Source organism: Methylomonas sp. Uni0009 (assembly GCF_054188105.3).
This window is the reverse complement of sequence record NZ_JBTAFN010000001.1, coordinates 399,037-423,685: the sequence shown is the minus strand read 5'-3', so window position 1 is coordinate 423,685 and position 24,649 is coordinate 399,037. Positions and strand designations below refer to the sequence as shown.

At 50.5% G+C, this 24,649-nt stretch carries 26 protein-coding genes; 18 read left to right on the top strand and 8 right to left on the bottom strand.

Annotated features, from left to right (window positions below; translation table 11 throughout):
- Positions 1–55 precede the first annotated feature (55 nt).
- The 5 genes from ACWAU0_RS02005 to ACWAU0_RS01985 all read left to right on the top strand — a co-directional run bounded on the left by ACWAU0_RS02005 (position 56) and on the right by ACWAU0_RS01985 (position 4,255).
- Entirely contained in the window at positions 56–1,294 is a 1,239-nt protein-coding gene (locus ACWAU0_RS02005; protein ID WP_346015197.1) for a glutamate-5-semialdehyde dehydrogenase, read from the top strand.
- Positions 1,294–1,935 carry a nicotinate-nucleotide adenylyltransferase gene (nadD, locus tag ACWAU0_RS02000; RefSeq protein ID WP_458138154.1) on the top strand — a complete coding sequence of 214 codons (642 nt, stop codon included), beginning with the start codon at positions 1,294–1,296 and terminating at the stop codon, positions 1,933–1,935. The genes ACWAU0_RS02005 and nadD overlap by 1 nt, the downstream gene beginning before the upstream one ends.
- The gene (gene rsfS, locus ACWAU0_RS01995) at positions 1,936–2,277 is read left to right on the top strand and encodes a ribosome silencing factor (protein WP_033157031.1); all 342 of its coding nucleotides are present in this window, start codon (positions 1,936–1,938) and stop codon (positions 2,275–2,277) included. It begins immediately after the preceding gene.
- Between the two features lie 114 nt (positions 2,278–2,391).
- Positions 2,392–3,084: a hypothetical protein gene (locus ACWAU0_RS01990; RefSeq protein ID WP_458138153.1), complete on the top strand. Its 693-nt coding sequence runs from the start codon at positions 2,392–2,394 to the stop codon at positions 3,082–3,084.
- The gene (locus tag ACWAU0_RS01985; RefSeq protein WP_458138152.1) at positions 3,074–4,255 is read left to right on the top strand and encodes a flagella assembly protein FlgT middle domain-containing protein; all 1,182 of its coding nucleotides are present in this window, start codon (positions 3,074–3,076) and stop codon (positions 4,253–4,255) included. The genes ACWAU0_RS01990 and ACWAU0_RS01985 overlap by 11 nt, the downstream gene beginning before the upstream one ends.
- Here ACWAU0_RS01985 and ACWAU0_RS01980 read toward each other — a convergent pair.
- Both ACWAU0_RS01980 and ACWAU0_RS01975 read right to left on the bottom strand, forming a co-directional pair.
- Positions 4,245–4,751 (bottom strand): glutathione peroxidase, encoded by a 507-nt coding sequence (locus ACWAU0_RS01980; protein WP_205453523.1) that lies wholly within the window; start codon positions 4,749–4,751, stop codon positions 4,245–4,247. The two genes, ACWAU0_RS01985 and ACWAU0_RS01980, sit on opposite strands and share 11 nt — an antisense overlap.
- A gap of 294 nt (positions 4,752–5,045) precedes the next feature.
- A complete protein-coding gene (locus ACWAU0_RS01975) occupies positions 5,046–5,741 on the bottom strand; it encodes a hypothetical protein (RefSeq protein ID WP_458138151.1) in 696 nt (231 codons plus the stop codon).
- Positions 5,742–6,498: 757 nt separating this feature from the next.
- Here ACWAU0_RS01975 and ACWAU0_RS01970 point away from each other — a divergent pair.
- From ACWAU0_RS01970 to ACWAU0_RS01960, 3 genes are all read left to right on the top strand, one after another.
- On the top strand, positions 6,499–7,209 hold the full coding sequence (locus ACWAU0_RS01970) for a PEP-CTERM sorting domain-containing protein (RefSeq protein ID WP_171696344.1): 711 nt from the start codon (positions 6,499–6,501) through the stop codon (positions 7,207–7,209).
- A 284-nt stretch (positions 7,210–7,493) separates the two neighbouring features.
- Positions 7,494–9,311, top strand: coding sequence for a S8 family serine peptidase (locus tag ACWAU0_RS01965; protein WP_240348218.1), 1,818 nt, complete (start codon positions 7,494–7,496; stop codon positions 9,309–9,311).
- Positions 9,312–9,662: 351 nt separating this feature from the next.
- On the top strand, positions 9,663–10,430 hold the full coding sequence (locus ACWAU0_RS01960; protein ID WP_458138150.1) for an HAD family hydrolase: 768 nt from the start codon (positions 9,663–9,665) through the stop codon (positions 10,428–10,430).
- Positions 10,431–10,440: 10 nt separating this feature from the next.
- On the opposite strand, the gene ACWAU0_RS01955 is transcribed toward ACWAU0_RS01960, so the two are convergent.
- Genes ACWAU0_RS01955 through ACWAU0_RS01940 form a run of 4 tightly spaced genes read right to left on the bottom strand, consistent with a single transcriptional unit; the run spans position 10,441 to position 14,456 of the window.
- Positions 10,441–11,622, bottom strand: a complete 1,182-nt coding sequence (locus ACWAU0_RS01955) for a molybdenum ABC transporter ATP-binding protein (protein WP_051670044.1) — start codon at positions 11,620–11,622, stop codon at positions 10,441–10,443.
- Between the two features lie 55 nt (positions 11,623–11,677).
- The gene (locus ACWAU0_RS01950) at positions 11,678–12,106 is read right to left on the bottom strand and encodes a TOBE domain-containing protein (protein WP_033157025.1); all 429 of its coding nucleotides are present in this window, start codon (positions 12,104–12,106) and stop codon (positions 11,678–11,680) included.
- A 56-nt stretch (positions 12,107–12,162) separates the two neighbouring features.
- Entirely contained in the window at positions 12,163–12,933 is a 771-nt protein-coding gene (gene modA / locus ACWAU0_RS01945) for a molybdate ABC transporter substrate-binding protein (protein ID WP_458138149.1), read from the bottom strand.
- A gap of 26 nt (positions 12,934–12,959) precedes the next feature.
- Positions 12,960–14,456, bottom strand: coding sequence for an alginate export family protein (locus ACWAU0_RS01940; protein ID WP_523070753.1), 1,497 nt, complete (start codon positions 14,454–14,456; stop codon positions 12,960–12,962).
- A gap of 218 nt (positions 14,457–14,674) precedes the next feature.
- Here ACWAU0_RS01940 and modE point away from each other — a divergent pair, with 218 nt between their 5' ends.
- The 4 genes from modE to ACWAU0_RS01920 all read left to right on the top strand — a co-directional run bounded on the left by modE (position 14,675) and on the right by ACWAU0_RS01920 (position 17,406).
- On the top strand, positions 14,675–15,514 hold the full coding sequence (modE, locus tag ACWAU0_RS01935; RefSeq protein ID WP_171696338.1) for a molybdenum-dependent transcriptional regulator ModE: 840 nt from the start codon (positions 14,675–14,677) through the stop codon (positions 15,512–15,514).
- Positions 15,515–15,768: 254 nt separating this feature from the next.
- A complete protein-coding gene (locus ACWAU0_RS01930; protein WP_171696337.1) occupies positions 15,769–16,344 on the top strand; it encodes a hypothetical protein in 576 nt (191 codons plus the stop codon).
- Between the two features lie 35 nt (positions 16,345–16,379).
- A complete protein-coding gene (locus ACWAU0_RS01925) occupies positions 16,380–16,688 on the top strand; it encodes a rhodanese-like domain-containing protein (protein ID WP_033157021.1) in 309 nt (102 codons plus the stop codon).
- Between the two features lie 10 nt (positions 16,689–16,698).
- Positions 16,699–17,406 (top strand): dinitrogenase iron-molybdenum cofactor biosynthesis protein, encoded by a 708-nt coding sequence (locus ACWAU0_RS01920; RefSeq protein ID WP_033157020.1) that lies wholly within the window; start codon positions 16,699–16,701, stop codon positions 17,404–17,406.
- Between the two features lie 89 nt (positions 17,407–17,495).
- Here the strand turns inward: ACWAU0_RS01920 and ACWAU0_RS01915 are convergent, their stop codons facing one another.
- The gene (locus tag ACWAU0_RS01915; protein ID WP_458138147.1) at positions 17,496–18,143 is read right to left on the bottom strand and encodes a DUF2959 domain-containing protein; all 648 of its coding nucleotides are present in this window, start codon (positions 18,141–18,143) and stop codon (positions 17,496–17,498) included.
- A gap of 373 nt (positions 18,144–18,516) precedes the next feature.
- Here ACWAU0_RS01915 and ACWAU0_RS01910 point away from each other — a divergent pair, with 373 nt between their 5' ends.
- Positions 18,517–18,678, top strand: coding sequence for a hypothetical protein (locus ACWAU0_RS01910; RefSeq protein ID WP_165385922.1), 162 nt, complete (start codon positions 18,517–18,519; stop codon positions 18,676–18,678).
- 231 nt (positions 18,679–18,909) lie between these two features.
- Here ACWAU0_RS01910 and ACWAU0_RS01905 read toward each other — a convergent pair whose 3' ends face one another.
- Entirely contained in the window at positions 18,910–20,220 is a 1,311-nt protein-coding gene (locus tag ACWAU0_RS01905; protein WP_458138146.1) for a replication-associated recombination protein A, read from the bottom strand.
- A gap of 88 nt (positions 20,221–20,308) precedes the next feature.
- On the opposite strand from ACWAU0_RS01905, the gene accA reads away from it, so the two are divergent.
- The 5 genes from accA to ACWAU0_RS01880 all read left to right on the top strand — a co-directional run bounded on the left by accA (position 20,309) and on the right by ACWAU0_RS01880 (position 24,590).
- Positions 20,309–21,283: an acetyl-CoA carboxylase carboxyl transferase subunit alpha gene (gene accA / locus ACWAU0_RS01900; protein WP_033158825.1), complete on the top strand. Its 975-nt coding sequence runs from the start codon at positions 20,309–20,311 to the stop codon at positions 21,281–21,283.
- A 66-nt stretch (positions 21,284–21,349) separates the two neighbouring features.
- On the top strand, positions 21,350–22,678 hold the full coding sequence (gene tilS / locus ACWAU0_RS01895; RefSeq protein WP_458138145.1) for a tRNA lysidine(34) synthetase TilS: 1,329 nt from the start codon (positions 21,350–21,352) through the stop codon (positions 22,676–22,678).
- A 31-nt stretch (positions 22,679–22,709) separates the two neighbouring features.
- The gene (locus ACWAU0_RS01890) at positions 22,710–22,904 is read left to right on the top strand and encodes a hypothetical protein (protein ID WP_033158827.1); all 195 of its coding nucleotides are present in this window, start codon (positions 22,710–22,712) and stop codon (positions 22,902–22,904) included.
- Positions 22,905–22,906: 2 nt separating this feature from the next.
- Positions 22,907–23,104: a hypothetical protein gene (locus ACWAU0_RS01885; RefSeq protein WP_458138144.1), complete on the top strand. Its 198-nt coding sequence runs from the start codon at positions 22,907–22,909 to the stop codon at positions 23,102–23,104.
- A gap of 13 nt (positions 23,105–23,117) precedes the next feature.
- A complete protein-coding gene (locus ACWAU0_RS01880; RefSeq protein ID WP_205453531.1) occupies positions 23,118–24,590 on the top strand; it encodes a diguanylate cyclase domain-containing protein in 1,473 nt (490 codons plus the stop codon).
- The last annotated feature ends 59 nt before the right edge of the window (positions 24,591–24,649 follow it).

Genomic DNA, 24,649 nt, shown 5'->3' with positions numbered 1-24,649 from the left:
ATAATGCCGGCTTTTCCAATTCATCGGGTCGATAATTGTGGACGTTAAACAGTACATGCAGCAATTGGGGCAACAGGCCAGAGCGGCCGGCCGCGAGATCAGCAAGGCCGAGAGCGGGCGGAAAAATAGCGCTTTATTGAAAATTGCCGAGGCTATCGCCGCCGGTAGCGCCGAGATAGCCAGCGAAAATCGCAAAGACCTGGCGGCGGGCAAACAGAACGGTATGGATCCGGCGTCGCTGGACCGTCTGGAACTGACACCAGCCCGCATCCAAGCCATGATAGAAGGCCTGAAGCAGGTTGCCGCGCTGCCCGATCCGGTTGGGGAAATTACCAATCTTAACTATCAGCCCAGCGGGATTCAGGTGGGGCAAATGCGCGTGCCCTTGGGTGTGATCGGCATTATTTACGAATCGCGGCCTAACGTTACTGTCGATGCGGCGGCCTTGTGCTTGAAGTCGGGCAACGCCTGTATTTTGCGGGGCGGTTCCGAGTCGATTCATTCCAATCGAGCGATTGCGGTGTGCATTGCCAGCGGATTAGCCGCTGCCGGTTTGCCGCAGCAGGCTGTGCAAGTGGTGGAAACCACCGATAGGGCCGCAGTCGGTGAGCTGATTACGATGCAGGATTATGTTGACGTGATCGTGCCGCGTGGCGGCAAAAGCCTGATCGAACGGATCAGCGGCGAAGCGACTATCCCGGTGATCAAGCACCTGGACGGTATTTGCCATGTCTATATCGACGGCAAAGCCGACTTGGATAAAGCAGTGGCGATTGCGATGAACGCGAAAACCCATCGCTACGGCGTCTGTAATGCGATGGAGACCTTGCTGGTGGCGGAAAGTATCGCCGCGACGGTGTTGCCGATTTTGGCCGAACAATATGCGGCAAAAAACGTGGAACTGCGCGGTTGCTTGAAAACCTGTTCCTTGATCAAAAACGCTGTACGCGCGACTGAAGAAGATTGGCATACCGAATATTTGGCGCCGATTTTGTCCATCAAGATTGTCGCGGACATCGACGAGGCGATAGCGCATATCAATACCTACAGCTCGGCTCATACCGAGGCCATCGTCACCGAGGATTACACTTTGGCGCGGCGCTTTTTGCGCGAAGTGGATTCCAGCTCGGTGATGGTCAATGCCTCCACGCGGTTTGCCGACGGCTTTGAGTACGGTTTGGGTGCGGAGATTGGCATCAGTACCGACAAGCTGCATGCGCGCGGCCCGGTTGGCTTGCATGGCTTGACCTCGTTGAAATTTATCGTGCTGGGCGACGGGCATATCCGCCAATAATGATCGGGGTTTACGGCGGCACGTTCAATCCGGTCCATTACGGCCATTTGCGCACCGCGCTGGAAGTGAAAGAGCTGTTTGAATTGGAGCAGCTGCGCTTGATTCCCTGCCGTCTGCCGGCGCACCGAGACGAACCCGACGTGCCGGCGCACCTGCGTTTGCAAATGCTGGAAGTCGCCGTCGCCGATACTCACGGCTTTAGCGTTGATCGGCGCGAGTTGGATAGGGCGGGGCCATCGTATATGGTGGATACGCTGCATTCCTTACGCAACGAAATGGGCGATACGCCTTTGCTGTTGTTTATCGGCGCCGATGCCTTTGCCGGTTTGGAACGTTGGCATCAATGGCAACGCTTATTCGATTATGCGCACATCGTGGTGATGACTCGACCGGGCTATGCCGGATCGGCGCTATCGGCGTTTTTACAACAACGAATCGCCAAAGACCGAGCCCAATTAAGCCGGCAGAATGCAGGACTGTTAACCTTCCAGGAAGTCACCGCGCTGGCGATTTCTGCTACCGCAATCCGCGAACTGGTGGCTGCCGGGCGCGATCCACAATTTTTACTGCCCGAGCGGGTCATCGAATTGATTCGACGGCATCATTTATATCAACCCCTCATTCATCACACAGGAAATTGAATGCAAACAGAAGCATTACTTAAGCTGGTCGAAACCGAGCTCGACGACCGTAAAGGCCTTAACATCAAGACTATCGATGTGCGTGGCAAAACCAGTATTACCGATTATATGGTCATTGCCACCGGTACCTCGTCTCGGCACGCCAAATCGCTGTGTGATTATGTAGTGGAAAAGGTCAAGGAGCAGGGGCAGCAGCCGCTAGGATTGGAAGGCGATCAAAGTTCCGATTGGATCTTGTTGGATTTGGGCGATGTGATCGTGCATGTGATGACCGGTCAAGCCCGCGAACTGTATCAGCTGGAAAAACTCTGGTCAGTGGCCGGCGACAAGACGCACGGTTAGTTTTTGCCGCGATTTGCTGAAAGCAATTTCAACCGGCTCAAGGGCATAATTTGTCATCCGCCCTCAAGAAAAAGCCCAAGTAGTCGATGACTTAGGCGAGTAGGAGGAGGGGTTATGAAAGCGTTTCAGACAATCTGTTTGCTGTTGGTAATGGCAGTCGCGACGGGGTGCGCGTCCGTGGGCGGTAAAAGTGCCGAGGCGCCGTCGCCGTCAGCCGGTAAAGCCCTGCGCGCTACCGGTTATAGCCGTTTCGACGATAGCGGCAAGCTGGCGGTTAATCAGCGCTGGTTACAGGCGCAACAAGCTGCCAAACTGGATGCCTATCGCGGCTTGGCGGATTTGCTGTATCAAGAAAAATTGGGCAATCAAACCACGGTCGGCGCTCAAGTGATGCGCGACGAGGTTTACCGGGTTTATCTGGATAGTTATTTACGCGAAGCGCGTGCCGCCGATTATCGGACTGTCAGAGACAATTTAAAAACGACGCTGGAATTGCGTCTTAGCCCGCGTTTTTACCAATGCATGTCCGGCGATACCTATGTCGTCGGCCAGTGTCTACAGGAAGATAACAAGCTGGCGTTTACCCGGCTGGGCTATAAAACGGCAACGGTGACTTCGGCCAACCTGGCCTGCGGCGCACGCGATTGTAGCGATCAATATTATGTGTCTGGCTTTTCCAAAAAGCCCAATGTCGTGGACGATACTTTGCTGGAAGCCGGTCTGTACGATGTGGAATGGATAGCCAACACCGGCTTGCGGACGATATTTCAGTATTTGTTGATCAACGGATTTTATAGTGCCTTATAAAAACTTGCTAACAGTGTTACTGATCGCTTTGCTGGCTGCATGCAGCAGCGGTAATAGTAAGCGGGGCGGCGATGAGAATGGCGTTGCCGTGTCTGGTCAGCAGGTCAGCGTGCAAGGCAGTGCGCCAATCGTTGGCGGCGGTATCGAAGCAGCCCGCCGTGCGGCTATCGACGATGCGGTGCATCAGGCATCTATGCAGCTTAAACGCAACAATAACTCGGCGATGCTGGTTAGTGATATTAAGGTGGTCGACGAATGGCAGGATGCCGATCTTTATCATGTGCAGGTGCTGGCCGTGTTGTCCGATAAGCAGCGCTGCGGCTCGCCGTATCGGAAAAAAATAGTCGCCACCGGTTTTCCGGTCATGAATGCCGATCAAATCAGCGGTACCGAAAGCCAGGATTTATACAGCGGCATTCCCCGAGAAATTAATAACCAGTTGATGGAAACCGGCGATTTTATCGGCCGTAATCTGACCAACACCTCTTTATATAGCCGGCCCGACATGGCGCCGGAGATTCGCTTTGCCGAGGGTAGTGGTGAGTCGGTTATTCTGAATATTGCCAAGCAACAGAACGCGCAGTTCGTGTTATCGGGCGTGATTCGCGATTTTCGGGTGGAGTCTACAGAATATGTGCGTGGTAGCGGCGCACTGGCGGATTTAAAATCCATGGTCCGGGATTTTGTCGCTCGCCGTAGTGTTGGGATTGACGTATTTGTTTACGACGGTTTTAGCGGTGCCTTGCTGTTTCAACATCGTTATACCGATTCCATCCTGGGCGACGTCTCGCTGCCGAGCGGCTATACGGTGGGTAGCGAGCGTTTCAACTCCACGTCGGCCGGTCACGCCATCAGCGAGATCATTCAGCAGGCCAGTGAAGATATTCACAAATTATTCGGCTGCTATCCCTTTACCACCCGGGTGATACAAGCCGGCAACAACCGGATCGTGATTGCCGCCGGCGCCCAGGATAAAATCAGAGTCGGTGATAAGCTGATGATTTATTCGGCGTCCGCCGGCGGTACGGCGGGAGCGGGTTTGGGCGAGTCGCAAGGCATCTTGACGATAACCGACGTTAGTGCTGCTACGGCGGCGGGTACCCTGGATTCAACGGCGGTTGCCGGTGCAGTAAGGCCGGGCGACTGGGTGAAAAGTTTTGCTACGCCTTAACGGGGGCGTCGCTCTTACTCAGTAAGCGCTCTATGTCTTTACTGATACCTGCCGGCGTGTCTATCGGCGCATAGCGTTTAAAAACCTTGCCATCTCGGCCGACCAGAAATTTACTGAAATTCCATTTAATGGCATTTAAACCCAGGATTCCCGGGGCTGCGGTTTTCAAATACTCGAACAGCGGATGTGCGTGGTTACCGTTAACGTCGATTTTTTCGAACATGGGGAAGCTAACGCCATAGTTCAGTTCGCAAAAACTGGCAATTTCTTGGCTATCGCCTGGTTCCTGCTGGCCGAATTGATTGCACGGAAACCCCAGGATCACTAAGCCGCGGCTTTTATAGGTCTGGTAAAGCGCTTCCAAGCCACGGAACTGCGGGGTAAAGCCGCATCGACTGGCGGTGTTGACGATTAGCAGTACTTTTCCGCGGTAATCTGCCAAAGCGACAGTTTCGCCGTTAATGTTAGTCGCCGAGAATTGGTATATGTCATTCATGCTGATGCCGGTCAGTTATCGAATTACTTGTGCTTGTCGTAAACGTTGGGATGGCGCTTCTTAAAGTCTATGTATCCCCATCAAGATGCATAGACAAAGATTTACCCAGCATACCGTCATTCATCGGATTGTCAAAAATCTGTAGCGCCAACATACCCATATGTCCATGGGAGCTTACCAGGAATTTTAATGGGCTTTGAAGGTATAGCGCCTAGGCAACTCTTTCGCGGGACGACCGCCCATAGCGTCCTGGCGTACGGGCGGCTGTTGAAACCTGCCGAGATTTCTCAGTGCCTATTGTGAGGCTAGCCGTTGTTGCAGTTTGGTTTGCAGTAAGCTGTCATAGTGACGTTTCAACACCGAGTCGGTAGGCGGTGTTGGCAATTCGGCTAAAATTTCGCGGCGTAATTGCTCAAGGTCCTGCGTCTGCACTGACGAATCTTCAGGCAGAACCGCTTCTACAGGGCTGGCTGGCTGCGCCGCAGCTTCCGGCTGGGAGGGCGCCGATTCGTCCACCGCTTGTGAATGCTGAGGCGATGCGATTTTGTGCAGCGTTTCGTAGTGACGGCGCAGCACGGAGTCGGTGGGATAGGGATTGCTGAGGGCCTCTTTCTCCACTTGCAATGCTGCCAGATAATGGCGTTTTAATACTGAATCTTCCGGCATTATGATTGCCGGCTCTTCTTTCGTCGGTGTTCTCGGCTCTTCGGTAACTGCTGTGACGATTGGCGCCTGTGGCGCGGGTTCGGCAATTGGTTCAGGCACTTGGATGGGAGACTCTACCGGGGGCTCGATTTCTTGCGCTATTGGAGTGGTTGGCGACGCGGTATTCGGTTGCGAAGGGGAATTGGCTGCACGGGAAGCTGCAGGTTGAGGTGGTGTCGCCTGTTTATTCTCCGGCGTCTTGCCGATGGGCTTGAGTTTTAGTTTGCCTTTCCAGACCAGCCAACCGACTACTGCCAGCCCTAAGATTACCAGAAGTTCTATCATGATTTGTCCCCCTCAATATTGTTATTAATCCAAAACTAACTAACACCTACAGCGTTACCGATTGGCTTTCTAGGCATAGCTTCCGCGGCTTGTATTCCAAAGCATGATGGAAGCGCTACGATTAAATCGCAGCGCTTTATACCATAGATCGTTGAAATAGTTGATTTGTCGAGTCGCAAGGCGCGCGCTTGGGCAGCACTAGCCACGGTGCATTCTCCCAGGTAGGTTTTCTGTATTAAAAAAACGAAGTTTCAATTTTTCGATTGGGTCAATTGATCATGACTGGCAAAACATTAAACAGCGTAAGTGTGTTGTCAGTTTTTTTTACAGGCAAAAATGCTGAATTTCCAAATGAAAATTGTGGTTCGGGGTAGTGTTAAATTTTTATGACAATGCGTCGGGATTTTTTCCTGAAATTGCTTTGCAAAAGCGTTCTGGCATTGAATTTGCAAAAAAAAACTTAATGAAAATCCCTGGGGAAAAACCGATTAAGTTGATGCCACGACGCAGTTTTTCTTAGTTGATGCTCAGGTAGGTTTGAATTGTAATGCACGGTAATGTAAGCAAATTCTGACGAAAAAATTTACAGGCTGTGTTGTTTTTTGGGGGGTGTTTGTTTTTAAGTATATGTTTTATAGCATAAATTTTTTATGGTCTACTATTTGCTTAGGTATTTTCAGGGTTTTGTGCCTTTTTCACGAAATCATAGTCAAAGAAATAGTTCGACGTTTTACAAATTTATTTGCGGGGGATCATCATGGAAACCAAAATTAAACACATGCTTTTGGCGGGATTATTGTCGTCAACGGCAATTTTCGGGGGCGGCGCTCAAGCGGCTTCATTTAGCGTAGCGGGTAGCCTAACAGGCGATCCCAGAACCAATAATCCGGACAATCTGTTCATCAACGTCGGCATTAATGTCGTAGACACAGTCGCTAGTTGGACAGTGGATATCGCTTCGCCTTTACATCCGAATGCAAAGCTTGACGAGTTCTATTTCAACTTGGGGTCGTTGGTCAACGTCGCGGATGTAACTTTTGGGGGATACAATCCAGTTGGCTGGGAGATTCAATCTCCTGCAACAGTTCAAGGTGGAGGGAGTTTCAATCCTTCGTTTTCATTTCAAGCACTCGATCCGGCAGGCCAACCCAATGCTGCGGACGTAACAAATACCGTGAATTTGTTATTTACAGCAACCTTAAACCGCAATTGGACTTTGGATGACTTTTATTCCGCAGCGGCACTACAGAGCTCGGAAGCTACGTTACCTGCCGGTCAATTGGGTGCGCATTTGCAATCACTAAGTACGGCGGGTTGTGCAGGTTGCTCGGATAGTGGCTTCCTGATCGGTAACTATACACGCGACGGCGGTGGCGGTGGTCAAGGCAGCGTGCCCGAGCCAAGCGTTGTAGCTTTGCTGGGCATGGGCTTGTTGGGCATGGGTTTGTCACGTAAAAGCAAAGTCTGATTGTCCGACTTGTTTACACACCTAAAAAACGCCGGTTAATCCGGCGTTTTTTTTTCCAGAAATTGTCTGGTAGCTTTAGCAATATGTGTTACCCCATTGTTGTTATGGTGATTCTGAAAGCAAAGTCACAGTAATGGCAGCCCAGTTTTTTTAGACTTCCTTCCAAGCAGAAAGCTAATTCAGAACATTCAAATTAGCTTACGTTCAGAAAGCCTCAAGGCAAAGAAGCCAAGGATGAGGTGTTTAAGATTTGGATATTCAAAACAAAAACGAGGGGAACAGTCATGAACAAAAAAAATTTATACATCACTTTAGGTGTCGCGCTACTGGCAGTGCCCGCAATCATTTATCTTGATAAATACTTGCTAGACCAGGAAATTTTGCAAATAAATCAGGATATGCAACAGTTGCCGGCGTCAGCTGGTAACGTCGCCAAAACCTGGAAACCAGGGCAAATTTTAGTTAAACCCAATGCGGGTTTGTCGGATGCGGAGTTTGAAAAAATTCTGCGGGGCAATCAAGGTAAAAGCAGCGAAAAGATCGGCAATTTGCCGGTTCATATCGTTAGCGTTCCTGAACAAGCGGAAGAAGCGGTGGTACGGGCATTATCAAAAAATCCCCATATCGAGTTCGCTGAGCTGGATATGGTTCAGCCCATGAGTACGACTACCCCGAATGATCCGAATTTTGCCGGTGCGTGGCATTTAGCAAAAATACAAACGCCTGGGGCTTGGGATGTTTCCAAAGCTGATGGCATTACTATAGCTGTATTGGATAGCGGCGTTGATGGTTCGCATCCGGATTTGGCTAATCATATGATTCCGGGCTGGAATGCCGTGGACGGCGGCTCTGATACCTCTGACATCAATGGTCATGGTACGGCTGTTGCCGGTACAGCGGCGGCTGTCACCGATAACGCTACTGGGGTTGCCGGCGTGGCCTGGAATGCTAAAGTGATGCCGGTGAGGATTACTAACGATTCTACGGGATACGCTTATTGGAGCGATATAGCTAGGGGTTTGAGTTGGGCGGCAGATAATGGTGCCGATGTCGCAAATATCAGTTATGGGGTGAGTGGTAGCTCGGCGGTGTCATCGGCGGCCCAGTATATGAATTCCAAAGGCGGAATAGTGGTTGTTGCAGGCGCCAACGACGGAGTGGATCCCGGTTATACCGATAACCCCTACATGATTTCTGTTTCAGCAACCGATTGGAATGATGTGAAGGCCAGTTGGTCCAACTATGGCGCCTTTATTGATGTCGCAGCTCCCGGCACTTCTATTGCCACGCTTCTGAGAGGTGGCGGATATGCCAATTGGAACGGGACCTCGTTTTCTAGCCCTGTGACAGCCGGTGTAGTCGCGTTGATTCAAGCCGCAAATCCCAACTTGGTGCCTGCGGATGTCGAAAAGGTACTAAAAGATTCTGCGGATAAAGTATCCGGTGTTAATTTTGATCCAAACTATGGCTATGGACGTATCAATGCTAACGCCGCTGTGCAATTAGCGCTCAATACAGTGGCTAGAGATACTCTCGCGCCGACCGCTGCCATTTCATCTCCAACTGCTGGTTCTGTGGTAAGTGGTTTGGCCGCTGTCGCCGTTAACGCTAACGATAATGTCGCCGTAAGCCAGGTTTCATTTTACGCAGGCGGTAAATTGGTCGGAACAGATGGCACTGCGCCTTACACATTCAGTTGGGATTCCACGACTGTGGCAAACGGCAATATCAATTTAACGGCGGTGGCGACTGACTCTTCCGGAAACCAAGGTTCATCAAGCGCCGTGACTGTGAACGTACAAAATCAAACCACGGTAAGCACCACGGATCAAGCGGCGCCAACCGTGACTATTTCTAACCCGATTAACGGTGCGAAACTGAGTGGTAGCGTGGTGAGTATCTCTGCTGCTGCTAATGACGACGTTGCCGTCGCTAAAGTGCAGCTTTATATCGATAACAAGCTGGTGTCGTCTACGACTAACAAAACCTTGAGCTATAGCTGGAATGTCAAGAAAGTGGCTGCCGGCAGCCATTCGATAAAAGCGGTTGCCACCGATACCGCCAATAAAACCGGTACCGTCAGTATTCTCGTCAGTAAGTAGCCTTCGTATTCGGAAAACTGCCAACTGTTTTGTTGGCGGTACTGTAAAGGCGATTAAAAACAGGGGTGTATTCCGCCCCTGTTTTTTTTTGCGGGATTCGTAGCGCTTACCCCGGCCCTATTGATCACGGGTATTCCGTGCGAGCTGAGCGCGTCGAAGCCCAGGTCGGATCACCTTTCGATTAATTCTGTGCCCTCAAGGACAAAAGGCGAGGGGTATTTAAGAGCAGGGTTAAGAATGATTGAAGGTGACACGATTACTGGAAAGTTTTGCGATGCAATCCAGATTATCCGCCGCTTCATCCGTTACAATACCGCTCACTTACCGTGACTCCGGATACCCCTAATTTCAATGAACGATTCGATTATTTATGCACTGGATTTTGATGGCGTTGTCTGCGACAGTGCAGTTGAAACCGCGATCACCGGCTGGAAAGCCGGCACTACTATTTGGAAAGACATGCCTGACGCGGTACCTCAGGCTATCGTTGAGCAGTTTCGCGAAGTGCGACCGATTATCGAGACGGGTTACGAAGCTATTCTGATCATCCGCCTCATGTATTTGGGCAAAAGCACTGCCGCTATTTACGCCAACTACGCCGCTAAAGTGCAACGGATGCTGGATGAAATCCATTTAAGCATCGACGATTTGAAAAAGCTGTTCGGTGATACTCGCGACAATTGGATTGCTAGTGATCGTGCCGATTGGATAGCCAAGAATCCTTTGTATCCGGGGGTTGCGGAAAAATTGCGGCGCTTGGGCCAGAGGCATTTGTGGTGTGTGATTACGACCAAGCAAGAACGCTTCGTCAAGGAAATCCTCAGAGCCAACAACATTGAATTGGCCGACGAGAAGATTTTCGGGATGGACCGCAAGCTCAGCAAACCTGAGGTTCTGAAAGGATTGAAAGCTCAGCATCCAGGCCAGCCGATTTATTTCACTGAGGATCGCCTACCGGCACTCGATGGGGTGCAAAAACATCCGGAGTTGGCGGATGTGAAATTATTCCTCGCCCTCTGGGGTTATAACCTTGCTGCAGACCATGCCGTTGCAGCGGGGCAAGCAATCGCGCTACAACACTTAGATACTTTTCTCAGCGACAGTTTGGGTGCCGTTTAAACCGCCGAATTCAGTAGCGGTATTCCAAAACACTGTGGGTGTCGACGCCGGCATTGTTCAAATAATAGTAGCCGTCGCCGTGGCTGACAATGCGTTGGTAGGGTAGGGTGTCCATCTCGGCCAGATAAACGATGGCGTGAGTTTTAATCAGGCAATACACCACGTCGCCTTCCCGCAACGCCATGCTCTGACAGGCGCCCGGCGTAATTTCCACCAATAAAGTCCCCCCGCAATCGACTTGCACGATCAGGCTTTCGCCGCTGGGAATGATCGCGCAGATCCGGCCTTTTAGTTGATTCTGAATGGAGATGCCATCAATGTAGGCCCGAGACAGAGCGATGTCGTTGGCGCGTATTGATACCTGGCTGTGGCTGCCGATTGCAAACTGGGGGCGTAGCGGCAATGCCAGCGGCAGACCGAAACTGTCCGCCATACTGCAACCCGCCTGGACATCGTGACTGCGAATACTGATCGGCAAGATGTTGTCGATCTGGCGAATACCAAGGTAACGCAAGATACCTTGTTGTTTGGCCACTTCGCGCAAGGAGCCGCTGCGCAGCACCTGACCATGTTCCAGCACGATCAACTGGTCGGTCAATTCCAGAATCTCGCCCAGCGACTGGCTGGCATACAGTACCGGCAAGCCGAATTCGTCTTGCAGGCGTTTTAAAATCGGCAGCAGTTGCGAGCGGTAACCATCGCCGATGGCGGCGAAGGTTTCGTCCAACAGTAATAGTTTTGGCGATTTCAGCAGGGAACGGGCTAGCGCCACGCGCTGGCGCTCACCAACCGAGAGCCGTTCGATAGGCTGGTCCAGGTTGGCGCCCAGTTCCAGTAAGTTGATTAGATAGTCCGGTTTGAATAGCCGGCGCTGTTTTAGGGTTCGGTAATAGGCGGCGCTTAAATTGTCGCGCACGGTTTCACTGGCGTCGGCGCAATCGATTTGCAATACAGCGCCTATCGGCCGTTGTTCGCGCGGCATTACGATGCCTTTGCGGCTGTCGAACAAAATCTTGCCGTCCAATGTGATATGCCCGCTTTGCGGCTGGATAGTGCCGGCGATCAACCCCAGTAAGGTGCTTTTTCCGGCGCCGGATTGCCCGAACAGGCCTACGCTGATGTCGCCCACCGAACATTGCGTGCTGAGGTCGAAATGACCGCGACGCAGTTTGACATTCATTTCCAGCAGCATGACCACCTCCGGTGGTTAAAGCCAACCCGGCTTGGTGGCCGGGTCGCACATTTTATTAGCCTTGCACGCCAAGAATCACCGCGCCGGCCTTGAATATTGCCGTGGCCGTTTGGCCTTTACGCAGCCCCAGGGTTTCCACGCTATCGTTGGTGACGGTAGCCGCGATTTTGTCGCCGCCGGGCAGGGCAATATCCACTTCGGTGTTGACCGCGCCGGGCTTGACGTCAGTTATCGTGCCTTCCAGCTGGTTGCGCGCCGAAATCCGGTAACCGCCGAAATCGGTGACGACGATCACTTGCGGCGCTTTAACCAACGCGATGACTTTCTTGCCGGTTTCGATGGCCAAGTTTTCAACGGATTCTTTGGTGATCGAGGCGACGATGGTTTCACCACCTTTTAAGCCAACATGCACCTCGGCGTTGACAGCACCGATGATGACTTGATTAACGGTGCCGGAAAATTGGTTACGTGCGCTGGTTTTCATAGTAATTCCTCGTGAAGTGTGGGGGAGTCCGTTTCATAACGGTATTGCGTGGAAAATTAATTGACCGCCGGTAAGGCATAGCCGTATTTCTCGATGATCGCTAATGCCGGCGGTGATTTTAGAAAAGCCAGCAAAGCCTGCGCTGCTGGATTTTCCGCGCCGGTTTTCAGCAGCACCGCATCTTGCAGAATGGGAGTATGCAGATGTTTCGGGACGGTCCAGCCGGAGCCCGAACCGATTTTGCCGTTCTCTATCACTTGCGATAAAGCCACAAAGCCCAGCTCGGCGTTGCCGGTACTGATAAATTGATGAGTTTGGGCGATGTTTTCGCCTTGCACGAATAAGGGTTGCAGTTTTTCCAATAAACCTTGGCTTTTCAGGACTTCCACTGCCGCTGCGCCGTAAGGTGCCAGTTTCGGATCAGCCAGAGCCAGATGTTTGAAGTCACCTTTGCTGAGAATTTGGCCTTGCTCGTCCACATAATTAGGGTTGCTGGACCACAGTACCAACTTACCAATGGCATAAGTAAAGCGGGTGCTGGCTACCGCCAAACCGGATTGCTCCAGTTTCAGCGGGCTTTTGTCATCAGCCGATAGAAACACCTCAAACGGCGCGCCGTTCTCAAATTGGGCGACGAATTTGCCGGACGATCCGAAGGAAAGCTTGGCACTGTGGCCGCTGGCTTTTTCAAACGCCTCGGCGATTTCCGTCATTGGCTTGGTAAAGTTAGCCGCCACCGCGACTAAAGTCGTTTCGGCTTGCGCTATCGCGCTTAGCGCGGCCAGCGATAGGGCCAGAAGAATTCGGTTTAAAGCGATAAACGACATGCTATTTCTCCTTAATGATAAAGCGGCTAAAACCGTAATTGGCTCTGCACGTAAACGTAATCGACGTCGTCTTTAACAGTCGGTGCCGACGGTGCTTTTTTGGCAAATTCGCCCTTGAACAGATGTGCCCAGCCGGTTTCGAAATTTAGGCTGCTGTTGAAATCCCAACGTGCGGTCAATTCCAATTGCTGGCCGACAAAATCGCCGCTGCGACCGCTGGTATCCTGCAAACCGGCGGTGGTCCAGCTGTCTTTTTTGGATGCCAGCCAATAGAAACGATGGCTCAGGCCGAGCAGTACATCGTTGCGCGGAGCCGCAGTGATGCGGTAGCCGGGCGTACTAATATTGCTGCGGGCGAATGCGCCATACATACCGGTCGCGCCGAACTCGAAGCGCCGTGCGCCGTACAAGGTGTCGAAGCGTTGGTCTTGATTGTCGTTTGGGTTTTCGTCACCGCTGGCATAGTCGTATTCCAACGCAAAACGCGGTGACCAAGGGGCATCGAAGGTATAGCCGACATCGGCATGTTGGTACCAGGCCGCGTGCTCCAAATCGCGGCCATTGCTGGCGGCAGTACTGGAACGGACGGTGCCTAGCTGGCCGATGGTTTCGGTTTGAAAGTCGAAATTGGCTTTTTTGGGTTTCAGGAAAAATCGTACGCCGGGGGTGAAATAGCGGCGATTGCGGGTGGGGTTGCGGATGCTGTCGCCTTCGTCGAGATGATATAGATAAACTTCGCTGTTGACGCCCCAGGCCAAGTTGTACAGTTCCAAAAAGCCGCCGGAAAACCAGGTGTGGGTGTCTTCTTCGTCGAACTCGTGGACCTCGTTGAGAATATCAGCTGAAGCGGTCGGGTAGCGGTTGACCGGCATCGTTACAAAGCCGGTAAATTGCCATTGATCGTAATTCAGCAGCCGGAGTTTTACGCCGGTAAAACTGTTGATGTCGTTGCGCATCGCATTGCGGGCAATTAAGCGGCGACTGCCCAAGTTCAGCGTTTGCCGCCCCGCCACAATATCAGCGCCAATGCCGCTGTAAAACAGGTTTTGATCTGCCCAGGCCAGATAACCTTGAATAAAGTCCGCTGCATCCGCGTGGGTGTTATTCACGCTGGAACCACTATCGGCGCCCAAGGCGCGTGCATCGAGAAATTCCGCACCTATCCTGAATTTAGCGATGTGCGCTTGTAGCCATAGCGCAGTTTGCAAGGCGATTTGCTGATCTCCGCCCCGGCCGTTGGCCTTGAAGTTGCCGTCCATCGTTTCGTAACGGGTGCGTTGCTCTACAGACGCATCCAGCCATTTTGGCAGATTTAGCGAGTCGTGCAGATTCCAGACCGGCTTTTCGAATTTATCGTTGCCCAGCAGGGCGTCCTGCATCTGACTGGAAAATGCGGCCATGGGCGGCTTGCTGTAGGTTTTATTTTCCGCCGCTTCACTTACGTCAATATAGAGGCTGTTCGTTGTGATCACACTCATTGCCGTGAGAAAACAGACTTTGCGATAACGGTTTTTGGGGGCCATGGTTTACCTATTAAGCGGGTTAAATGCCTTGGGTTTATGATAATGTCCTGGCTTTTGTATGACTTTGCTATGGAGTTCATCACGGCCAAGGAATGGTGGCAGTCTACTTTTCGTTATGTACAAAAGTAAATAACGAAAAACAAAAATAACTTATTTCAATGTGGGAAATAGTGTTTGTTGCCAATCCGTTTTGTTCAAATCAGATAAATAATTGAATAATGTCTACACCAGAGAAAAATCCAAAGGCGCTAGAACTCCCTTGGCTTGAAGGTGAATTGCGTCTAGCCGGCATTTTGGATCGGCGCATGATCAGCTTGCTACGGGCAATAGAGCAAAGCGGATCTATCAATCAAGCCGCCAAACAGGCTGGATTAAGCTACAAAGGTGCGTGGCAGATGATAGAGCGTGCAAATAATCTGGCTCCGAAGGTTTTAGTAGCCACCGCGACGGGCGGCAGCAAGGGAGGCGGTACCAAGCTAACGGCGGCGGGTTTGTCCTTGCTCAAGCTATTTGCCCGCCTAGAGGATCAGCATCGCGCCCTTTTGCAGCAGCTCAATCAAAGTTTGATCGACGATCCGGATGTAATGCTTTTGTTGAAACGTCAGGTGATTAAAACCAGTGCCGGAAACCAGCTGTTCGGAACGATTGCCAAGATCCATTCTGGCGCAGTAAACGTCGAAGTATTTGTGTCATTGAAGGGGGGAGAGCAAGTTGTTGCCAGTGTGCCGTTGGCAACATGTGTAAATTTGCAATTGAAGGTAGGCGGCGACGCCGTGTTATTGGTCAATGCGCCGGATATTTTGGTGTTGGGTGATGATGATCTTGGGTTTCATGGATTGTCGGCGCGGAATCGTCTGGCTGGTCGTGTGATTCGCATCCATTTTGATGGTGTGGATTCTGAAGTGATTATCCAATTACCCAGTGGCGAAACCATTGCCGCTACTATCACCCAGATTAGCGCTGAGGCTCTTACACTCAAACCGGGCGCCAATGCGACAGCCGTGTTTAAGAGTAATGCTGTGATCTTGGCTGCATTGGTGCCTACCGGCGACTGTTAGCTAGGCCGATAAAGATATTCGTTATAAATCCTACAAATCTTAAATAATCATCATTCGATAATTGTCGCGTTTGCGACATTGTCGGGTCGCTTCGCCGCCAAACTGCCGGTTTCCGCGAATGATTCCCATCAGAAAACCAAGCAAAAACCGTCTCAACCATGGGTTTGGTGTGGTTTTAGTCGTCCTGGCAAGTGTTTTGCTTGCATGCTGTTAACGACTTTTCATTCATTACCTTTCATTGGGGATTTAAGCAGATGCTACTTGAAAAATACGACAGCCAAGGGCTTTTATGGATCACTACCTTAGTTGGCAAAACCAGCAAAGCCGGCATTTCGGCGTTTCGCGGCGACTTGGTGTTGGTCGAAGGCGAGTTGCGTGAAGGGTCGACGAATATTCGTGACCGGAAAACCCCGGAGCTGGTGATCAATCAATCAGCGATATTAGCCGACAGCGACAAAATTCTGTTTATCAACGGCTTGTTTTTCCAATTGGAGGATCTGCCGGTATTCGTTGAAAAATATAAGGATGCCTTGACGCCTGAAACCGTCACGCTGTTTTACGTGCAAAACATCGCCAAACCAACGCAAATCGTTTTAGACGGCGTTGTCTTCAATTTATTGCCGCATCAGGAAGGCATGGTTTGGAATTTGATGCTGGAAGAGCTTTATATCGAAAAATCCGATCTGAAAGGCCAATCCGGCGAAGACAAGGTCATCACTGCATATGAGGCAGCCAAGGGCTATAAAATCAAAGCCGAGCCTATCAGTTTGGAGACAGCTTTATCGCAAACTATTGAGGTTAAGAAAGATTTAGCCGTTGGGCCGGTTTAAGTTGGGTTCCGCGGACCTTTTTTGGGGAATGCGCCATGAAAAATTTTAAAACTATTTCCGCTGTCGATTCCGAAAAGCTGATCGCTGAACAGCAACCGATGATATTGGATTGCCGCGATCTCAAGGATTATCGGGCCGGGCATATCGACAATGCCATGCATGTCCACGAGCAATTGCGCGATTCGCTGTTAAAAAAAGCCGACAAGGCCAAACCTTTGCTGATTTATTGCTATTACGGCCATGCCAGCGAGCATTTGGCGGAAATGTTCGGCGATTTTGGTTTTCAACAGGTCTACAGCATGGCCGGCGGCTATGCCGACTGGAAAGAACAGCACAAACTTTAAGGGTGACGCTATGGAACAATTATCACGAGATCTGGCTTTGCGTATTGCACTGGCTTCGCGGATTTTGCCGGGAGTAGATGTACCGAAGTTGATCGGTGTGTTGCACGAAAAAGTCGGCTCGCCGTTGGATGACGAAAAACTGAAATCGATTACCGTTACCAATCTGAAGACAGGCATCGGAAGTCTGGATGGCGAGGAAGACGGCGAAGATATTGGCATCGGTCTGGAAAACATCAAGCTGGCGGTCCGGTATTTGTGGGGCGAGGAAGACGAAGATGAGGGGCTGCCGGAAATCATGCCTTATAAAGAGGGTGATATTCCGGAGTCGATCCGGGTGGCGATTGCCTCCAATAGCGGGCAGCTATTGAACGGTCATTTTGGTTCCTGTATTCGGTTTTTGGTCTACCAATTGTCCCGATCTGATATGCGCTTGATCGATATTCGCTCGACAGTGGAAGCCGACAGCGCCGACGACAGAAATCTGTTCCGGGCCAATATGATCAAGGATTGCCACGTATTGTTTGTGCAATCCATTGGTGGGCCGGCGGCCGCCAAGGTGATCCGTGCCGATATTTATCCGATCAAGGAACCCGATGTGATCGATGCGGTGGAGAAACTCACCGAGTTTCAGAAAGTGTTTGACGCTGCGCCGCCTTGGATGGCGAAGGCTCTCGGTAAAAGTGCCGAGGAGCGGAAGCGTTTCGCGCATCAGGAATAAGGTTCTGAAATTGTGTGTCTTACCCTTTCCGTGGAGAGGGTAAGTTTTGTTCCGCTTAGCTTTGGCCGTAATAATTCAATCGCGGAGCGTTATTGCTTTTCCATTGTTTTGATAAACGCATCTGCCTCGTTAATCGACTTTTCCATTTCCACTACCAAAGCCGATACATCCGATTTAACCGAGTCCAGCTGACCTTTTAGCGAAGCAATGGCCTGGGCATTCAGATTGTGTTTCAGATACAGCACCTGATCGCGAAATACGCTGAGTACCGGCTCGATTTTGGTTTCGGCTTTGCGCATTGCCGCTAGCAGTTGTTGATAGTGCGCTTTGGTGGCCGTCAACTTTTGCTGGCTGTTCCGTCTTAGTGAAGCATTGCTGTATTGGGTTAGTTCGGTTTCCCATTCGCTGAATAGTGCGTTGGAGACGTCCTCTATATCAGCGATGCGCTTGTTCACTTCCGCCGCTTTCTTAACGCTGGCCTCATATTCACCGTTCAGTTTGTTGTAGGTGGCTTCCAAATCGCCGCCTTTGAAATTGGTCATCACGGTGAATTGTTCGAGCGCCGACTTAAATTGTTGCTTGGTTTCCTCTTGAGTATCGCGGGCTTTTTCCACGCGATGCACCATCACTTCGCGTTTGGGTATGCCGATTTTCTCCAGGCCGCTGTAATAGGCGCTGGAGCAGGCGACTAAGCCAAACATCAACAAAAACAAACTAAATCGTGAACTGAATTTCATAAAAGCTCCGTGGGTTGGTGGATGCATTATAAGCCCGTGTTCGTGTACTTCAACTTCGGGTGCTTACCGGGTTCTGACGCAGCTAGACTGAGTGTGGGCGTTCGATTGTGAATATATTCACATATTTGACTTGGTGTTTTAAAACGCAATAAACATCAATAAGCAAACTCCAGATTTAATCAGGGTTACAGTAGATCTGGATATTGTTGAAAGTAAAATAATGCGATAGCTATTCAAAATTTATCGATTGCCGGTGGCGGATGATTCGATTTTAGGTTTTACTTAAGCCACGTTTTCGAACAGGGTATTGAAGATTTGGGATGATTTAAAAAACTATTAAATTGTTAATTATTTTTTATATTAGGTGGCGCAAATGAACGAATTAAAAAAAGATGTATTTATCGGTTCTGTATCATTTTTAGGTATAGTCGCTTTTGTTTCCGGGCAATTTATATTGTCAACAATGATGTTTGGGGTGGCGGCATTATGGAGTACGATTCTATTAAATAATCGTGTGCAAGCAGTTAAGAATTGAAAGTTTTTCAATATAGTCAGAGACTTGCAAGCGATATTTTTCATTATTCGCTTGTGTTCATACTCCCGTAGTCTCATGGGTCTACGGGAGTTTTTTTTTGCCTAGATGATATTAGTGGTAAGAGTTAGAAAGTGCCGCTGTCGATAATATCAAAGTTGTCATCGTTTTTATGATCTATTCCGCATTGGCCAATTTTAGCTACGCCGGTAGATTACGTGCGGGTTTGAATTTTTATAACTTCCTTAAAAAGCCCAGTTTCTCTTTTATTTTTATCTCCAAACCGCGCTCCACCGGAAAATAATACTGCCTGTTTTTTAATGATTCAGGGAAGTAGTTTTCGCCGGCGGCATAAGCATTTTTCTCGTCATGGGCGTAGCGATACTCGGCGCCATGTCCCAGTTCCTTCATTAATTTGGTCGGCGCGTTGCGCAAATGGATGGGGACTTCCAGCGAACCGCTATTGCGGGCGTCCGCCATTGCCGCTTTATAGGCCACGTATACCGCATTGCTTTTCGGCGCGCAGGCCAAGTAAACGATGGCTTGTGCCAGCGACAGTTCGCCTTCCGGGCTACCCAGGCGCTCGTAAGCGTTTGCGGCGTTTAACGCTAATTCCAGGCCGCGCGGGTCGGCATTACCTATGTCTTCGGATGCCATGCGAATCACTCGGCGGGCGATATACAAAGGATCGCAACCACTGTCCAGCATTCTGGCAAACCAATAAAGAGCGGCGTCCGGATCGGTGCCGCGTACCGATTTGTGTAAGGCCGAAATCTGGTCGTAGAAAATATCGCCGCCTTTGTCGAAGCGATTGGCGTGGCCTAGTAGCACTTCGTCCAGCACTTCACGATTGACGGTTTCCCGGCCGTCGAGGTTTTCCGCCAGATCGGCAGCGATTTGCAAGATGTTCAGACAGCGGCGGGCGTCGCCATCGGCGGCTTTGGCGATCATGGCCAATATATCGTCTGCGATCCGCAAATCCCGACTGCCCAGTCCGCGCACTTTGTCGGTCAATGCGTTGTGCAACAAGGCTTGCAAATCTTCGGCTTCGATACTGCGCATCACGTAAACCCGCAAGCGCGACAACAAAGCGTTATTCAATTCGAACGAAGGATTTTCGGTGGTGGCACCGAATAAAATAATCGCGCCGCTTTCGATGGGGGCCAACAAGGAATCCTGCTGGCTTTTGGAAAAACGGTGAATCTCGTCGATAAATACCACGGTATTCAGATTGCGGCTTTGTTTGACCTCTTCCGCCTCGGCCACTGCGGCCCGGATTTCTTTCACGCCGGCCATGACTGCCGATAATTCGATGAAATGGCAATGTGCGCTGGCGGCAATGATTTTGGCTAAAGTGGTTTTGCCGACGCCGGGCGGCCCCCAAAATACCAACGAGTGCGGCGCACCTTGTTCGATTGCCACACGTAGCGATTTGCCCTTGCCCAGTAGATGCTGTTGGCCGATGAAATCGTCCAGCGTAGTCGGCCGCATTCTGGCCGCAAGCGGCGCATAGGCGGTATTGTCAAAGGCGGTAGCATTCTTCATTTGCGGGGACTCGGTAAAACAAATAGGCAATGGCGGCATTTTTCTTTAGAATTGCCGACCATTTTATTGATTCTAATGCCGGATTGACATGGATTTAAAATTCTTAGATTTCGAACAGCCGATTGCCGAACTACAGGCCAAAATAGAAGAGCTGCGTAAGGTCGAACTCGACAACAATTTTGACATTTCCGAAACCTTGAAGCAGCTTGAGCAGAAATGCGAGAGTTTGACGGAAAGCATTTTCGCGGATTTGTCGGACTGGCAAATTTCGCAATTGTCCAGACATCCGGGCCGGCCTTATACGCTGGATTATATCGATCTGATATTCACCGAATTTCACGAACTGCACGGTGATCGCTCCTACGCAGACGATCCGGCCATCGTCTGCGGCATGGCTCGCCTGGAAGGTCAGCCGGTGGTGGTGATCGGTCATCAAAAAGGCCGCGATACCAAAGAAAAAATTTATCGCAACTTCGGTATGCCGCGTCCGGAAGGTTATCGCAAGGCGCTACGGGTGATGAAGCTAGCCGAACGCTTCAAACTGCCCATCATCTGTTTAATAGATACCCCAGGCGCCTATCCGGGTATCGGCGCCGAGGAACGTGGTCAAAGTGAGGCGATTGCCCGCAATCTGTTCGAAATGTCCAAATTGCGCACCCCGATTATTTGCACCGTGATTGGCGAAGGCGGTTCCGGTGGTGCATTGGCCATCGGTGTGGGTGATAGATTATTGATGCTGGAATACAGCACCTATGCGGTTATATCTCCGGAAGGTTGTGCTTCTATTTTATGGAAAAGTGCCGATAAGGCCCAGTTGGCTGCGGAAGCGATGGGTATCACTTCAGACCGGGTACGTGAACAAGGTTTTCTGGATGAAGTGATTCGCGAACCCGTTGGTGGCGGTCATCGCAATTTCGAAAAAATTGCCGCCAATCTGCAAGAGGCATTATGTAGACATCTGAACGAACTGCAGCAACAGGCGGATAATATGGATTTACTGTTGGAAAGACGCTATCAACGCATTATGCGTTTTGGTTCGTACATCGAAGAGCCGGTCAAATAAAGCCGTCAGTTAATTTAGTTGTTCATTAAAAGGCCGAGTGAAATCGGCCTTTTTTGTGAGTAAACCATGCCCGATCTCAATTCTCAGGTCATCGCCGCTTTATTACCTGTTACGTGCCGGAAAGTTTTCGTTGCTTATAGCGGCGGCTTGGACTCGACGGTGCTGCTGGATTTATGCGTTGGCTTGCCGTCGCTCACCGGCAAAATTATTGCCGTTTATGTCGATCACGGCTTGCAAGCCGAGTCGGCGGGATGGGGTGAGTATTGTCGTCGGCAAGCAGAGCGCTTAGGTGTAGATTTTGAATTGTTAACGGTTGATGCGCGGGCCAACAACGGCGAAAGCCCGGAAGCGGCGGCACGAGAGGCCCGTTATCGGGCGCTACGGGAATTATTGGCTGTCGACGATGTTATTTTGCTGGCCCAGCATCGCGAGGACCAGATGGAAACGTTGTTGCTGCAATTGTTCCGAGGCGCCGGCGTGTCAGGCTTGGCCGGCATGCCGATTACCAGTGCGTTTGGGATGGGACAAATGCTGCGGCCGCTATTGAATGTGGCCAAGGCCGAGATACAACGCTATGCGCAAACTCAAGGTTTGCAATGGGTGGAAGATCCCAGTAATCAAAGCAGCGATTTCGACCGCAATTACCTGCGTAACGACATTCTTCCCTTATTAAAACAGCGCTGGCCTGCACTGGATAAAACGGTTGCGCGTTCGGCCGAGCATTGCGGCGACGCGGCACGGATGATAGAGGCTTGGGCGGCGCAGACCTTGCAGGCGGTTGTAGATCCGACCGATGGCAGTTTCAATGTCGCGGATTTATCAGCCTTCACGGCAATGCAACTGAATTGTCTTTTACGGCAATGGTTGGGGTGCATGGGTTTAAAGCCGCCTAGTCAGGCGGTGTTGCAAACGCTGGTTGAGCAGTTGATTGGTGGGCGTGCCGATGCGTTGCCGCAAATTAATATTCAAGGCCATTCGATCCGAAAATATCGGCAAAAAGTGTATTGCATCCCCCTGCAACGTTTACAAAAAGAAACTCAGGCAAAGCCGTGGAACCAAGAGCAGGAGCGGATAACCTTAGGCAATGGCTATGTATTGACCAGAAGCACTGCATCGGCCGGGCTATCTAAAAACTTGTGGAATAATGCGATAGTGACAGTGGAGCCCAGGCGGGGTGGCGAAACCCTTAAAATACCTGGTCGAGCCGGTCATCATTGTCTAAAAAAGCTTTACCAAGAGGCAGGGGTTCCGCCTTGGGAAAGAGAAATTCGGCCTTTGATTTATTTAAATGGTTGCTTGGCTGCGGTAGCAGGTTTATGGGTAGCGGAATGGGCTTGGCTCAGCGCGGCGGACGCTTGTTACCAATTGGATTGGCGCGCATCCGAAAGCGTGTAATGATAGGCAACGAAAACTGTTAGGAGGTGTCATGTTGATGTTTCCCGAGATACTTCAGGCCATGATTGTGGGCATGATGGTCGCGATTCCGGCGATCCTGATCTATAAAAAAGCCGGGCTAAACCCAGCGTGGGCGGCGCTAGTGTTTTTGCCGGTCTTTGGATTATTGATCGTGTTTTTGCAATTGGCCTTCCAAGAGTGGCCGAACACAAAACAGGAGCGCTAGCCATGGAACTATTTTTTGTGTTGTTACCGGTATTCATGCTGTTTTGCCTGTGGTTGGGCTATCGGATTTTGGAAAAAGCCGGATTTGATGGGAGCTGGGTCCTGGTTTTGTTGGTGCCGGTACTTAACGTCATCATGATTTGGGTGTTTGCATTCAGTACGTGGCCCAAGTTACAAAGTGGCGTAGATCAGGGCTTATAAGCGGCCGCCTGACATGACCGAAAAGACCCGCGGCAAGCTTCCGGCGATTTTCATTCCGGTGGTGTTATTCATCGTATTTGATGCGGTGGCGCTGGGGCTTAATTTTTGGATTTCTGCAAAGCTGGAAAAGAGTGCGTTGGCTATTAATTTGTCCGGCCGCCAGCGCATGTTGTCGCAGCGCATGACCAAATCTTTGCTGATGTTGCATGTTGCGCAAACCGACGCGGAGAAGCACAACGCTTTTAGCGAATTTTCCGATGCCGTCGATTTGTTCGATAAAACCTTAAACGGATTTTTGCAGGGCAGCATGACCAGTAGCGGTGATGGCAAACCGGTTTATCTGGCTGCCACCGAAGCCCCCAATACGCAAATGATTACGGTCTCGGCGTCCCAGCTTTGGACTTTGATTCATAAACGCTTATTGCCGGTTGAACAAGGTGGTGCAGGGGTTGATGTCGAGGTTTTGCGGCCGGCATTAAATACATTGTTGATGCATAACTCGCAATTGCTGGGTTTGATGAATGAACTTACTACAGCATTGCAGCAGAACGCTACCAAGGAAGTGTTCTACTTGCGTACCTTGCAAGCTAGTCTGTTATTACTGGCGCTGTTGAATTTTGCTCTGGTCTGCAAACGTTTGCTGGCGCAAATCAAGCAATCGCAGGGCAATGTGCAGGCCTTGCGCAATATTATCGATTCCATCGAGACCGGTATCGTTTTGTATGGCCGAGACGAAAGTGTGCTTTCCGTCAATAAGGCCGCCAATCAGTTGTTCGGATATGGCGATCAGGTCTTGATCGGCAAGCCTTTAAAAGAATTGATTATTGCGGACAATGCCCGAATGCTGGGGCTGCGGCGCGACAATTCCACCTTTGTCGCCAAAATCAACACCCAAACGCTGTTTGAATTTAACGATCAGATTAGTTTGTGCACGATTACCGATGTCAGCGAGCAGGAGCGCAAGGAAAAACAATTAATGCATTTGGCGTTTCATGATCAACTCACCGGTTTGCCGAATCGTGGTTTGTTGATCGAGCGCTTGCGGCAAGACTTGCTGCGGGCCAAGCGCGATTCGACATTTTTGGCAGTACTGTTTTTGGATTTGGACGGTTTCAAGGATGTCAACGATGAAATGGGGCACGATGCCGGCGATGAGTTATTGCAAGCCGTGGCTCGGCGTTTTGAACAATGTTGCCGTGAAGTCGATACCGTCGCGCGTTTGGGCGGCGATGAGTTCGTATTCGTGCTAACGTCGCTGCACTCGGTGTTGGCGGCCAAGCAAGTGGCGCTAAATGTATTGAAAGCGATCAATCAAGCATTTTTAATTCATGGAAAGACTGTCAAAATTGGTGCCAGTATCGGTATTGCCATGTATCCCACCGATCATTTCGAAGCCGAATTGTTGATTAAATGTGCTGACGATGCAATGTATCTGGCAAAGCAACGTGGCAAAAATCAGTTGGTGTTTACTGCCGAATGTCGTTGATGTTTTTCAATAATCGAGATCCCTGCCCAGCTTGCTTTGGCAATTAAAAAGGCAATTGC